Source organism: Mycobacterium sp. 1245111.1 (assembly GCF_001673405.1).
In the GTDB taxonomy this organism is placed as follows: Bacteria; Actinomycetota; Actinomycetes; order Mycobacteriales; family Mycobacteriaceae; genus Mycobacterium.
In genome coordinates, this window is record NZ_LZLV01000095.1 from 24,050 (window position 1) to 38,021 (window position 13,972).

The window sequence follows — 13,972 nt, forward strand, 5'->3', positions numbered from 1 at the left end:
CATACGGCCTCCATGCGCGAAGCTCGGGTGGCGCCATTTTGATAGTCGAACGACGCCGTCTATAAGTCGATGAGCGGCGCCGTCCACCGGATCGCGGTTCCACCCTCTGCCGGTGTGCCGATAGTGCAGACTCCGCCTACCTGCTCGGCACGTCGATGCATGTTCGCCAAACCGCTTCTTCGGTGGTTCGCTGCTGGGATTCCGCAGCCGTCATCGACAACATCGATGCAAAGTTCATCGGCGACTGCTATCTCGATGTTCAGATGCATCGCGCCAGAATGCCGAACAGCATTGCTGACAGCCTCCGCGACAACGGCTTCCGCGTGCTGGGCCAATTGGGAACCGACAGCGGTCATAGGGCCTGACATATGCAGCGAGGTGGTGATGCTGCGATTCTCGGCCAGATCGGCGACGGTGTCCTGAATTCTCCTGCGGAATCCGCCGTCACTGGTACTCGAGGATTGCAAGTCAAAGATCGTGTTGCGGATGTCCTCGATGGTGCTCTGTAGATCGTCGATTGTGCGATTGAGACGTGCTACCAGATCGGGGTCTCGGGTGCGCGCTATGGTGCCCTGGACGTCGAGGCCGATCGCGAACAGACGTTGGATGACGTAGTCGTGGAGATCGTGGGCAATTCGTTCACGATCTGCCAGGACCGATAGCTCGCGAGCGTTCTCGCTGTTGCCCGCCAGAGCCAGTGCCAGAGCGGCCTGACTCGCGAAGTCACCCACCAAATCGAGATAGCTTGAGTCGAAGGGCATCTCGTCGGTGCTGCGTGCGACAGCGATGACCCCTTTGACCGTTCGTTCGTATAGCAATGGCATGACGATGGCCGAGCGTTCACCGGCGTCGGTGAACGCCTGAATGGGATAACGAAAGGATTCCGTGATCAGTGGCGATCCGGTGCGAAAAACGTGGCCCGTAGTCGACCCGTCGACGGGCACCTCCTGACCGATAACCTCGCCGGCGTGCACCCCGACCGCCGCGGACACGATGAGCGTCTCAATTTCCTCGGGCGGCAGGTCGGAATCGGAGGGGGTGAGCACAATCGCTTGCTCGGCGCGCGTCAGCTTTTGTAACTGCGCTGCGATCAGCTGTAGGGGCAATTGCGTTGAGTCAGAACCCAACAGAAGCTCGGTAATAACGCCACGGCTGGCTTCCAACCAGTCCGCCCGCCGCACACTGTGTTCCAAGAGGTGAGCATTATCGATGGCCACCGCTGCTGCAGACGCGAACACACGCACCGCAACCTCGTGCGACTCGCTGAACGTCCATCCCGGCCGGTCGTCGGTCAGATACAGGGCACCACAAGCCTGGCCTCGGATCACAATCGGAAGACCCAGGAAGGCGCGCATACGGGGGTAGCCTTCGGGGAGCCCAACCGCTGCCGGGTGTGCGGTGAGATCCTCCAGGCGAAGGGGCGATAACTGGTCCAGTACTACGCCGATAAGGCCCTTGCCGGTCGGCGGACTATCGCTATCCGCGATTGATTCCGTACTCATTCCCATATGGACGAATGAGGTCAGCCTGCCATCGGGGTCGCGTGTCGCTAGCGCGCCATAGCGGCACCCGGTCAGTTCCATTGCCTCCGCTACAACGCTCTGCAGCGTCGGGTCGACATCGAGACGAGAGCCGATTCTTGCTATCGCCTGCAGCACCCGCTCGGTCTGTTCGGTCGATTCCAGGAGCTTGTCGAGACTGTCGGGAAGCTGGCCGGTCATCTTCCGTTGGCGTGCCTCGGCAGGCGACACTTCGCTCTCGCTACTACTCACCGGCTTACAACCTCCGCGGCCCCCGTCGCTGGCAGCATTTTACGCCCGGAAAGGGGCGCAATGCCGAACACCGGCACATCTTTGGAGAGTGGCAGCAGGCCCGGCCGCAAGGCTGAAAGCAGCGGCTCCGGCTAATGCAAGTCGAGTAGCCAACGCTGGTCGACCCGTCGGGCGGTGAGCACATGAGCTTCGCGCGACCGGACAGGCGCCGGTGCGCCGAATCTGCGCGCCCTGCTGCCCACCTCCAACAGCTCCACTTGTTTGGACAACCCGATGAGCCCCACAGCAGGACGCGCAGTCAGCAGTTCGGTGTCAATGTCAATCGCGTGACTGTCCGACGCGCTGTCGTTGGGAAAGCTTCAACGCCTCGTCAAGGATTCGGCGCCCTGCGACTTCCTGCCTTATTCCTGCCACGTTGGGAAGATCCGTCGACACCGACCACTACACCCTTGCGGATGGATGCCGCCATTTCGATCTCCTTCGCTTTCCGATGGACGTTAGCCGTCCCCGATGCGGCCGCTCGTGATGCATTAGTCCTTCATCCGAGGGACGTCGGACTCTCCTAGGCGACGGATGCTTAAAGCGCTTCGTTCCAGGGCTTTTCAGGAGGTATTTGGCCATTCGCGCGCTCACGCCATCGGCAGCGAGGGCCTAACGGCCCTAGTGGTGTGCGAGAGGAGCGGTAACGTCCAACGGACAGCGTGGAATTGGGAGGGTTGATCGTGTCAGATCAGGTGCCGAGCGCCACGGTCGTCAAGAACGCGTTGAGTGTGGCATCCCGCGCACCCTCGATACACAACAGCCAGCCCTGGCAGTGGGTGTTCGAGCGGCAAGCGCTGCAGCTGTACGTCGACCGGCGCCGGCTTGTCCCATTCGCAGACCGATCCGGTCGCGAGGCGATTATGAGTTGTGGCGCAATGCTCGATCATGCACGGGTCGCTATGGAGGCCGCTGGCTGGGAGGCGACAATCGAACGATTGCCCGACCGCCATAACCGGGATCATCTGGCAACACTGGTATTTCGACCGCTTGATTCTGTCACCGACGAGCAACGCAACCGCGCCGAAGCCATCTTGGAGCGCCGCACCGACCGGCTTCCCTTCCGTCAGCCCGCCCATTGGATGCGGTTTCTGGCCGTCCTGGTGAAGTCGATCGAAGACGGCGTCGTCGGGCTGGACGAAATCTCTGATGAAGCGCGGCCCCGCCTTGCCCGAGCGTCCCGCCTTACCTCAGAGTTGCGTCAGGACGACACGTCCTATGAGATCGAACTACGCTGTTGGACAGCGCCGTTCGCGCTCTATGAGGGGATACCGCCAGACGACCTCGCGACCGCATCCGAAGCTGCGCGGGTCGACGTCAGAAGAGACTTTCCCACCGTCACCACGGTCGATCGACGTCGACATGATGGCGTGGACTCGTCGCGGATCTTGGCCGTGTCAACTGCGGACGATTCCCGAATGTCGGTATTGCGCAGCGGGGAGGCACTGTCCAGAGTGCTTTTGGAGTGCACGACCGAAGGGATGGCGACCTGCACTCTTACCCACATGATCGAGCTCGATGAAAGCCGCGATATCGTTCGAGGTCTGATCGCCCGGGACGGCGAGCCGCAGGCACTGATCCGGGTTGGCATCTCGTTACCGATGGAACCATTGCCGGCTCCGACGCCGCGGCTGCCTTTGGCCGAGGTGCTGCACATACGGTGACCGGCGCAGCGCTATAGGCTTCGAGGGCCGAAAGTCCTTTGCTTTGACGACATCCGCCGCTGTGGGTACGGCCTGGGCCACCCTAGCCTTTTTCAGATGACGACTATCGAACCGGTCGCGATCTTATCAGCGAAAGAGAGTTGGGATCTGCTGAGCGGCGCGGCACTAGGCAGGCTCGTTACGAGTGTCGATGGCGAGCCCCAGATTTTCCCTGTCAACTTCGTCGTCCAGGATCGGACGGTGCTTTTCCGAACGGCGGAGGGTACCAAGCTGGTGAGTTCGGCGATCAACAACCGCGTCCTCTTCGAGGCTGACGATCATGGCGTCGACGAGGGTTGGAGTGTGATAGTGAGGGGTACGGCTCGAATGGTTCGCGGCGATGAGGAGATCCAGCGCGCCGACCGTGCGCAGTTATTGCCCTGGACCGCGACGTTGAAACAGCATTATGTCCGCGTGCTGCCGACGTCGGTCACCGGGCGACGGTTTCACTTCGGTCCCGAGCCCGAACGCGAATCTACCTTTGCCTGAGCCGCTTTACGGCGCAAACGTCAGCGGTCGGTCTGAAGTGGTTGAGGCACAGTCTTTTTGTCCAAGCAGTGCGCCGTGACAAGCGGTGCCTGGGGCTACCGGTCCTCATCTGGACGCACCTCCTGGCGGCGTTGTTCGACGCCGCGCACGTCGCTGCGGTGGGACCTACGGTCACCAGGTGAGGACTTATGGCCCCAGAGAATCTTCCGCGTCAACCAATAGGGTTTTCGGAATACCGACGGCGCCGGCCCGCCGGTGCGGGGAGGCCACAGTTTCCGATGGACGATCTACCTACACAGCCGACGGTGGTGGTCGGCATCGACGGCTCAGCGATGGCCCTGCGCGCCGCACTGTGGGCTGTCGATGAGGCTGTCAGCCGCGACATCCCGCTTCGGCTGGTCCATATTGTCGAAGACGACGATCTACAACGGGACCTGATTCCTTCCCAGCTGGCTAAGGCCGAACAGTCGATCGGCGGCGCCGTCAAGGCAATCGAGAACACGGGCAAGGCAGTGAAAGTTGAAACCGACGTCATGCGCGGACGACCAGCTGCGGCCTTGATCCGCCTTTCTCGGTTCGCGGAGATGATCTGCGTCGGCGCCGTCGGCGCAAATCACTTCCAGCATGGGCGGATCGGCTCGACTGCCGCGGCCTTGGCTGGCTCCGCCCACTGCGCCGTGGCCATCACCCACGGCCGCTCACCAGCTATCCATCCGAATGGGAATATCATCCTGGCCGCCACCGACGACTCGCCGGACAACGGAGTACTGCTAGAGACTGCTGCGCACGAGGCGGCAATGCGGGGCGCACTCTTGCGGGTGATCACGTGTTGGCAACCCCCTCGCTCGGACCCCGCAGCCACCAGAAAAGGCGACCTGGAGATCCAAGCGCAGCTCGAACGTCGCCTGGCACGATGGCGAACTCGGTATCCAGATCTTCGGACGGAGGCCACCGCCGTGCATGGCCCCCTGTCCGGCTACCTCGCAAGGCACGCCGCGCAGGTGCAATTACTGATCGTGAGCGCGCGCGGCCCGGGTCATGTGCGCGAGGTCGTCGGGGCGCCCGGCCATGGCGCCCTGGCCAGCTCCGACTGTGTGGTTTTAGTCGTTGATCATCAGCATCTATGAGGCACAGCGAGCATGATGAACGTCGAGACCAAGAACCCAGCGCCGCAGACCGATGTCATGGAGGGTCCACCATGGTTGTAAGTGTCTTTCTCGTCGATGACCATGAGGTCGTTCGCCGCGGGATTGTCGATCTGCTCGGAGCCGATCCGGAGCTAGAAGTTGTCGGCGAAGCAGGATCGGTGGCCGAGGCGATGACTCGGATAGCGGCGGTGAGGCCCGATGTCGCAGTGCTCGACGTCCGGCTACCCGATGGCAGCGGAATCGAATTGTGCAGAGATCTACTCTCAGACATTCCCGATCTGCGATGCCTGATGCTGACGTCGTTTACCTCCGATGAGGCGATGCTCGACGCGATACTGGCCGGTGCCAGCGGCTATGTGGTGAAGGACATCAAGGGCATGGAACTTGCCCAGGCCATCAAGGACGTCGGTGCCGGCAAGTCACTACTGGACAATCGTGCTGCTGCGGCGCTGATGGCGAAACTCCGCGGTGCGGCTGAACGCAGCGATCCGCTCGTGGGGTTGACGGACCAGGAACGCACTTTGCTGGGCCTGCTCAGCGAGGGTCTGACCAACAAACAGATCGCCGCACGCATGTTCCTCGCCGAAAAGACCGTCAAGAACTACGTGTCCCGACTGCTGGCGAAGCTTGGCATGGAGCGACGAACACAGGCTGCGGTGTTCGCATCCAAACTCGAGTCCACCGAGCGTCCGACTCGATGATCACCAACATCATCCCCGCGCGTTCGCCGTGACCTCGTGACAGATTCAGCGATCACGCCTGGGGCGGGACACTCGGTGCGAGGTACGTTGTCGCAGCTTCGCTTACGGGAGCTCCTTGCCGAAGTGCAAGACCGTATCGCCCAAATCGTGGAGGGACGTGACCGGCTCGACGGATTGGTAGAGGCGATGCTGGCGGTGACGGCGGGTCTCGACCTGGAGACCACGCTACGCACAATCGTGCGCACCGCGATCACCGTCGCGGAGGCCCGTTATGGTGCGCTCGGCGTGCGGGGGAGCGGGCCGGATCTGGTCGCGTTCATCCACGAGGGGATCGACCCGGAGACGCACGAACGAATCGGACATCTACCTACAGGCCGCGGCGTCCTCGGGGCTCTGATCAGCGATCCGAAGCCGATCCGCTTGGACAACATCGCATATCACCCATCGTCCGTCGGTTTCCCGCCACATCATCCGCCAATGAAGGGGTTCTTGGGTGTTCCCATCCGGATCCGCGACGAGGTATACGGCAATCTCTATTTGACGGAGAAGGTGAACGGCCAGTCGTTCAGCGAAGACGACGAGGTGCTGGTCGAAGCGCTTGCTGCCGCCGCCGGCATTGCCATCGATAACGCACGGCTCTATGCGCAGTCCCGGGCTCGTCAGGCCTGGGTTGCCGCGACTCGTGACATCGCGACGGAGTTGCTGTCGGGTACTGACCCCGCCACCGTGTTTCGAATGGTGTCCGACGAAGCCCTGAAGTTGTCTGAGGCCGAAGCGACTTTCGTTGCGGTGCCGGTTGACTCGGAGCCAACCTCTACGGAGAACGCTGGATTACTGATTACCGAGATTTCAGGCGAACTGCCCGAATTCTCACAGCCGCCAACGATCACAATCGGTGCGACAGAGGTTGGTGACGTATTCGTGAACCGTACTCCGCGCCGCTTTGACCGGCTTGACCTCGAGGTTGGTGGCGTGCGGGCGCGGCCGGGTCCCGCGCTGGTGTTGCCACTGCGAGCCGCCGACAAGGTCGCCGGTGTGCTTGTCGCGCTGCGTCCCAGCCGCGCAACGCCCTTCACCGACGACGAGGAAGAGATGATGACCGCTTTCGCCGACCAGGCCGCAGTTGCCTGGCAATTGGCGATTGCACAGCGCACGGCGCGCGAGTTGGACGTGTTGAGTGACCGGGACCGCATCGCTCGCGACCTGCACGACCACGTGATTCAGCGGCTGTTTGCCGTAGGGCTAGGGCTTCAGGCGACGATTCCTCGAGCACGTTCTTCCGAAGTCCAACAGCGGCTCTCGGAATATGTCGACGACTTGCAAGCCACCATTGGCGAAATCCGGACCACGATATTCGATCTCCACGGGCCAACTATCGGCACGGCGACGTTACGCCAGCGCCTCGACGAGGCTATCGCCCAGTATTCCAATGAAAGTTTGCGCATCACCACGCAGTTCGTGGGACCGCTGTCGGTGATCGGCGTCCCACTGGCCGACCATGCTGAAGCCGTCGTGCGTGAAGCCGTTAGCAACGCCGTACAGCACGCGCATGCAACCGAGCTCCATGTCATCGTCAAAGTCGAGGATGGTCTTTCCATCGAAGTGCGAGACGACGGCCGTGGAATCTCCGAGCGCACCAAGCGTCACGGCCTGATGACGATGCGTTACCGCGCCCAGCAGACAAACGGCACCTTCAGCATCGACACCCCCGCAACCGGCGGCACGGTCCTGCGTTGGTCCGCGCCACTGGCCTAGGCCCGGCGGAGCGCTCAGCGCTGTCGAGCCACGATCACCGGCGCGCCGGCGACATGTACCACCGCGGTGCTCACTGAGCCTAAAAGCATGCCCGAAAACCCGCCCCGGCCATGACTTCCCACGACCACAAGCTGGGCAGACTCCGCCTCCTCCAACAGATGGCGTGCGGGATCGTTGTACACGATTCTGCGTTGCACCGCGACGTCCGGGTAACGCTGGTGCCAGCCAGCCAGTCGTTAGGAGAGGGCTTCGCGCGCAACTTGTTGCAGCGCCGACCATTCCAGGCTCGGGATGTCGGCCACATCCCCGTGAGACCAGGAATGCAGTGCAACCAAATGCACTCGACGCCAAGACGCCTCGTCGAAGGCGATGGCCGTTGCCAACTCTGACGCCGGCGATCCGTCGATGCCAACCACGACCGGCAGCTGCGTGGGACTTAGCGCGGTGACGGGGGATACGTCGCGAATCACTGCCACCGGGCAGTACGCGTGATGCACCAATCCGGTGCTGACCGATCCCAGTAAGAGCCGCCGGACGGTCCCTTGCCCGCGGGTGCCCACCACTAGCATCTTCGCGTCTTTGGACAGGTCAGCCAGTGTCGGAATAGTTGCGCCGAAACACACCTCGCCACGAATCTCGGAGCGGGCGAGGCCGGGGGCACTGTCTTGGGCTATCCTGATCGCCGCCGAAATCACCTCTGCTCCGTCCTTTTTGCGCCAGTCGCCGTTTCCTGCGAGGGGCGGTAGAGGACCGCCGCTCAGGCCAACCAGGCCCCATGGCGGCGTCGCAATGACGTGGGTGATATCGAGCGCGATATTGCGCATGCTGGCTTCGCGCGCGGCCCAGCTCAGCGCTTTGTCGGACGAAGGCGACCCGTCGACGCCGACGACAATTGTTTGTTGCCCAGCGAGATCAGGCATTGCGGGCTCCCTAACACTCTGTTAACGCTTGACGTTGGTAATGCTAGGTACGTTGGCTGCGGTCTGGTAGGAGCAATTAGTCCTAATACAGTGAGCCATAAGGCATCTCGCGGGGTTGGTGCACGCTTTCGCTTCGGTTATCGATTACGGGCGGTTGGTGCGTCCGTTTTCGCCGTCTACGAGATCTCGAATATCACGCTCCCACTGCATATCCCGCGAGCGCGTGATGCGCGCCCGTAGCATGCCGACGGCCTGAATGACAGCTAAGACTGTGACCCACCAAGCCAGGAATGCGATATCCACCGCAGTCCGGGCAGCCTGTGTGACCGGAGTTGGCGCATCGACTTTGTTTCCTTGGGCGTCAACCCAAATCGACACAGAGTCAGTCGCTTTGATCGGATAATCCGAGCCGACGGATTCGACGCGGTCCACACCGTTGGTCCGCCAACGCGCTAGCACGGTGGAGTCTGCGGACGTGGGCCGAACACCGGGAATGCTGTCATCTAGCGCGGTGGCCACCACGGTATGCCGCGCCGCAGCCTCTTCGAGGTATTGCTGTTTTTCGGCCCCGTAGACGAATGTGCCTAAAACACCTGCACATGCGACCGCGACGATGACTAGCAGTGCGGCGAGGGGGACGATGGCCGCCTCGATACGGTCACTGGCCCTCATGAGCGGGCTACGGCAGAAGATTCGAAGGACCGGCCACGTGTGAGGCCGGATGGCGAAACTGTCCATAGCGATCTCGCCTCGTCTTGGGTGCGACATTGCCTCAGCATCGCGATTCGGCATTTCGAATCGTAGGGCCCAACGTCCATTCGCACGGAGTCCTACGCCTCCTGTCCGCCAGCGGTGACCCGGATAGCGTCGTTTCTGTCCATGGTCGGTGTCAGGAGTGCTTCATGAACGACCAATTATCGCTTCGACCGGTGGTTGTCGCGGTCGACGGTTCGACGGCGGCGATCAGTGCCGCTGAATGGGCGGCAAAGGAAGCCGTCCATCAAGATGTCCCGATACGGATCGTGCACGTATCCCAACACGCGTCCGGGTCGCTCGATGGCGTCGCGCAGCAATACGCCGAAGACTGCTTGCGAAAAGCTTGTATGGCTGTGAAGGCGACGGGTCTTCCAGTGACGATCGAGACCGCGGTGCTAGACGGAGATGTCGGTGCCACGTTGATTGTCGAATCGGCGAGCGCAATCCTGATTTGTATCGGGTCTTCGGGTATCGGCCGCCTGGCCGCCGCGGCGTTCGGCTCGACTGCGACAACGCTTGCCGAGCGAGCACGCTGCCCGGTGGCGATCATCCGGTCCTACTCCGACAGACCTCCTTCGGAGGCCGGCTTCATAGTCGCCGTCCTCGACGGTCACTCCAACGACGACGCCGCGATTAGCTGGGCCATGGAGGAAGCTCGAGTGCACCGGGCCCCCGTGCTGGCGCTGGGCATTTTCCCGTGGCCGCTTTTCGACATCGATGATGAGCGCTTCTATGACCGACTGGACCACTGGCTACACCGATACCCGGACGTGACGGTCGAAGTCGCGACGACGCGCATGAGCGCGCGCCGTTACCTCGAGAGTTTCGTCGGCGCGATACAACTCGTAGTCATCGGGCGGGGCGACGCGGCCGGCGTTGCTCGTCTGATCGGACCGCACCACCTGCCCATCACTGCGCATGCAAACTGTTCCGTTCTCATTACCCATTCCGCTGAACAAGAGGGAGACAACAACCGCAAGCACCCGCTCGCAAGTCGGGCCCGCTCCACGGTGATCAGCTAGAGCTCAGTTCTAGGGGCCGAGGGCGCTGCTAGCGGACGACGAGTAGAGAAAAGTCGCTGTGGCTCAGCGCAACTGCTCCACTGGCGCCGAACAGCTGGGAAATCTCGCTGGTTTTCTGAGCGCTGATCACCGCTAGTTGAGTAAACGCCGCACGGTCGGCGAGGTAGCCGAGAAAGGTATTGAACGCGGTAACGGTGCGCACCTGCACGTGAGGATAGCGTGGTCCTCGCGCCAAGACGTAGCGATCGAGGACCGCCTGCATGCGTCGATCGTGTTCTAGGAGAACGCTATGCTTTTGCAGCAGGTCAAATCCCGTGCGGTATGCCGTCGTGAGCACTAAGGCGGCATCCCTGCGGTTTGCCTCGTCGAAGGCCCACTCTAGTACCGCGTCATCCTCGGCTGACCCGTCGAGAAAGGTCACGATTGATCGGATCGCCGGCCGATCCGTATGGTGCTCATCTCTCACCACCGCCAGGGGACAGCACGTCGACCGCGCCAATCGCGCTGCAGTCGAGCCGAATCCACTGCCGCACGGATTGCCCGACTCCGCATTGCCGATGCATAACAGCCGGGCTGACCTAGACGCTTCGACGAGTGCGCGCAGTGGGTGGTCCTCAACGATGTCTATTTCGACTTTGACAGACTGCCCCAGTGCTTCGATGGCGAGGCAGGCGTCATGGATCGACTTGTCAGCTGCCGCAACCATTTCTGATCTTGCGTTCCGGTTTGCCTCAGGAGCGAGTTCCGAGCAATAGAGAAGCCGCAGGGGAGTGGGCGTGCCGGCCACCTCACGGACAGCCCAGCGTGCGGCCCGGATCGCGGCTTGTGACCCATCGATTCCCACCACGACTGACTTCGGCAGACAATGCTTGGACATCGGCGCTCCCGACTGTCTTTGATCGATGGGTTTTCTGAGGGGAGGGCAGGACTAGATCCGCGGTCGTCGGCTGAACATGTAGTGGCGTCGGTAGTCCAGTCGCCCGGTAGTTTTGGAGTGGTTCGGTGTGAGCATTACCTGTAGGTCCGCGCCACCATCACCGGTCTGCGGGCAGATTGAACGACGGCGTTGCTCACCGATCCCAGCACCACCCGACCAGCGAGGCTCCGATCGTGGCTTCCGACTACGACAAGCTGAGCGGAATGCGACGCGTCGACGAGAGCACGGGCGGGCGGGTCGCAGACCAGCGACTTGGTCACAACTACATCTGGATAGCGCTCGTGCCAACCTGCGAGTGCCTCGCTGAGGAGGCGCTCCTCTTCGGCCTTGACTTGCAGCCAATCGATGCCGGGAAGCTCGACGAGCTCCCTGTTGCTCCAGGCGTGCAAGGCGACCACGCCGACATGGCGGCGCGAGGCCTCATCGAAAGCGATCTTGGTAGCGAGCTCTGAGCTTGACGAGTCGTCGATTCCGACGAGCACCGGCGCATCAACCGGAAGTGGACTTGCCGGCTGTTGCTCGTGGATGACTGCGACCGGGCAATGAGCATGCCGGACAAGCCCGGAGCTGACCGAGCCGAGCAGGCCGCGGGTCAGGGCGCCCCGCCCGTCGGTTCCGACGACGACCAGATCGGCGCGTTTGGAGAGCTCGATGAGCTTGGGAACGGTTGCGGCAAAGAGCAGTTCGCCGTTGATGTGGATGCCGGCATTTTCGCCGATAGCGTCGTTCGCGATTTTGAAGGCATTAGCTAGGACCTCGTGGCCCTCGGCTTGCTGCCATCCGCGTACCTGCTCGAGGATGAGGATTTGCGACCAGGTCGGCGCTTTGGGGTTCTCGACGTGCACCAGGGTCAGCGGCACCCCGCGCATCGCCGCGTCCTGGGCAGCCCAGGTCACCGCGGTATCAGAGGCCGGCGATCCGTCGACGCCGACGATGACGCCGTAATTCTCTGTGTTGGGTGACATTTCGGTCCTTTCGTCGAGGACTACGTTATGAAAATCACGTCGCGACGGAGTGAGCCTTTGGTCCCTATTCAGCGGGGTGTTGGTCCTTTCCATCGGCTTGGCCGGGACCCGGCTCCGCTGATGCCGACGATGGGCGGGGACGAACAGGCGGTTGTGCGGGCAATGACCGCCGTAGCGGTGTCGCGCAAAATTGCGTCTGGTGTAGGTGGGCCCGCGTTACTACACTATGTCGTAGCCGGGGGTCGGCCGTTGTAGGAGATGACGGATGAGTGTCGTCGATATATCACGGTGGCAGTTCGGTATTACGACCGTCTACCACTTCATCTTCGTGCCGCTCACGATCGGTCTGGCGCCCCTCATTGCCATTATGCAAACGGCGTGGGCCGCCACGGGCAATACCGCGTGGTATCGACTGACAAAGTTCTTCGGCAAGCTGTTCTTGATCAACTTCGCCATAGGCGTGGCGACCGGGATCGTTCAAGAATTTCAGTTCGGGATGAACTGGAGTGAGTACTCGCGGTTTGTCGGTGACGTGTTCGGTGCCCCGCTGGCGATGGAAGGGCTGTTTGCGTTCTTCTTCGAGTCCACGTTCATCGGCTTGTGGATCTTCGGCTGGGAAAGGCTACCGAAGCTCGTTCATCTGGCCTGTATTTGGATCGTTGCATTTGGCGTCAACGCGTCGGCGTTTTTCATCATCGTCGCGAACTCATTCATGCAACACCCCGTCGGCGCACACTACAATCCAGCGACGCGGCGCGCCGAGCTGGATAGCATCGGGGCGCTGCTGGCCAATAACACTGCCCGAGCGGCGTTTTCACACACCGTCGCCGGTTCGCTGCTGACCGCGGGGACGTTCGTCGCTGCGGTGAGTGCGTGGTGGCTGGTCCGAACGCGCAAGCCCGGATCATCGGCGCGCCTGGACGATACCGACGCCCACATCGTCTTCCGTCCGGCCGTCATCCTGGGGTGCCTGGTGGTACTGCTTGCCTCAGTCGGCCTGTTCTTCACCGGCGACCGTCAGGGCAAGCTGATGTTCGTGCAGCAGCCGATGAAGATGGCATCGGCAGAGTCACTGTGCACCACCACAACTGATCCCGACTTCTCGATACTGACCATCGGTACGCACAACAACTGCGGCAGCACGACAGAAGTGGTCAAGGTCCACTATGTGTTGCCATTTTTGGCTGAAGGCAAGCTCAGTGGCGTGACCCTGCAGGGCGTGAACGACCTGCAGAAGCAATACCAGCAGCGGTTCGGGCCGGACGACTACCGCCCCAACCTATTTGTCACCTACTGGTCGTTTCGCGCCATGATCGGTTTCTTGGCAATCCCGGTGCTATTCGCATTGGGCGCGCTATGGCTTACCCGAGGTGACCGAGTACCGGGTGGCCGGCGCTTCGGATGGTTCGCGCTCCTCACGATCCCCACTCCGTTTCTGGCCAACATCGCGGGTTGGGTGTTCACCGAGATGGGCCGCCAACCGTGGGTTGTCGCCCCCAATCCCACTGGTGACCAACTAATTCGGATCACCGTTCGCGAAGGGGTCTCGCACCTGTCACCAAGCATGGTGGTCACATCGCTGACAACATTCACGCTGGTTTATGCGGTGCTGGCGGTGATCTGGTTCTTTTTGCTCAAGCGCTACGTGAAGGAGGGCCCACAAGAACACGATGCGGAACCGGCGGCGCCGCACACGTCCGGCGACGACGAGGTAGCGCCGCTTTCGTTCGCTTACTAACGCCAATGAAGCGAATCGGCGTTGAAA

Annotated in this window: 11 protein-coding genes and 1 pseudogene; 7 read left to right on the top strand and 5 right to left on the bottom strand. The window is 61.8% G+C overall.

Features of this window, described 5'->3' with window-relative positions; translation table 11 throughout:
* Nucleotides 1-59: 59 nt before the first annotated feature.
* Nucleotides 60-1,721 carry a GAF domain-containing protein gene (locus A5658_RS13430; protein WP_067335488.1) on the bottom strand — a complete coding sequence of 554 codons (1,662 nt, stop codon included), beginning with the start codon at nt 1,719-1,721 and terminating at the stop codon, nt 60-62.
* Between the two features lie 968 nt (nt 1,722-2,689).
* On the opposite strand from A5658_RS13430, the gene A5658_RS13435 reads away from it, so the two are divergent.
* From A5658_RS13435 to A5658_RS13455, 5 genes are all read left to right on the top strand, one after another.
* Complete coding sequence (locus tag A5658_RS13435) at nt 2,690-3,475, top strand: NAD(P)H nitroreductase (protein ID WP_304442071.1); 786 nt, start codon at nt 2,690-2,692, stop codon at nt 3,473-3,475.
* 96 nt (nt 3,476-3,571) lie between these two features.
* The gene (locus A5658_RS13440) at nt 3,572-4,003 is read left to right on the top strand and encodes a pyridoxamine 5'-phosphate oxidase family protein (RefSeq protein WP_067335490.1); all 432 of its coding nucleotides are present in this window, start codon (nt 3,572-3,574) and stop codon (nt 4,001-4,003) included.
* A 305-nt stretch (nt 4,004-4,308) separates the two neighbouring features.
* Nucleotides 4,309-5,130, top strand: coding sequence for a universal stress protein (locus A5658_RS13445; protein WP_197503117.1), 822 nt, complete (start codon nt 4,309-4,311; stop codon nt 5,128-5,130).
* A 71-nt stretch (nt 5,131-5,201) separates the two neighbouring features.
* Complete coding sequence (locus tag A5658_RS13450; protein WP_067335496.1) at nt 5,202-5,852, top strand: response regulator transcription factor; 651 nt, start codon at nt 5,202-5,204, stop codon at nt 5,850-5,852.
* Between the two features lie 36 nt (nt 5,853-5,888).
* Complete coding sequence (locus A5658_RS13455; RefSeq protein WP_197503118.1) at nt 5,889-7,607, top strand: GAF domain-containing sensor histidine kinase; 1,719 nt, start codon at nt 5,889-5,891, stop codon at nt 7,605-7,607.
* Between the two features lie 14 nt (nt 7,608-7,621).
* Here A5658_RS13455 and A5658_RS13460 read toward each other — a convergent pair.
* Nucleotides 7,622-8,527, bottom strand: a pseudogene (locus A5658_RS13460) (universal stress protein).
* 144 nt (nt 8,528-8,671) lie between these two features.
* Nucleotides 8,672-9,265 carry a hypothetical protein gene (locus tag A5658_RS13465; protein ID WP_156751455.1) on the bottom strand — a complete coding sequence of 198 codons (594 nt, stop codon included), beginning with the start codon at nt 9,263-9,265 and terminating at the stop codon, nt 8,672-8,674.
* 164 nt (nt 9,266-9,429) lie between these two features.
* Between A5658_RS13465 and A5658_RS13470 the strand changes: the two genes are divergently transcribed.
* Nucleotides 9,430-10,305 (top strand): universal stress protein, encoded by an 876-nt coding sequence (locus tag A5658_RS13470; protein ID WP_067335504.1) that lies wholly within the window; start codon nt 9,430-9,432, stop codon nt 10,303-10,305.
* Nucleotides 10,306-10,333: 28 nt separating this feature from the next.
* Here the strand turns inward: A5658_RS13470 and A5658_RS27570 are convergent, their stop codons facing one another.
* Nucleotides 10,334-11,182: a universal stress protein gene (locus A5658_RS27570; RefSeq protein WP_082993165.1), complete on the bottom strand. Its 849-nt coding sequence runs from the start codon at nt 11,180-11,182 to the stop codon at nt 10,334-10,336.
* Between the two features lie 134 nt (nt 11,183-11,316).
* Entirely contained in the window at nt 11,317-12,207 is an 891-nt protein-coding gene (locus A5658_RS13480; protein WP_067335509.1) for a universal stress protein, read from the bottom strand.
* A 265-nt stretch (nt 12,208-12,472) separates the two neighbouring features.
* Here A5658_RS13480 and A5658_RS13485 point away from each other — a divergent pair, with 265 nt between their 5' ends.
* On the top strand, nt 12,473-13,945 hold the full coding sequence (locus A5658_RS13485; RefSeq protein ID WP_067335511.1) for a cytochrome ubiquinol oxidase subunit I: 1,473 nt from the start codon (nt 12,473-12,475) through the stop codon (nt 13,943-13,945).
* Nucleotides 13,946-13,972 lie beyond the last annotated feature (27 nt).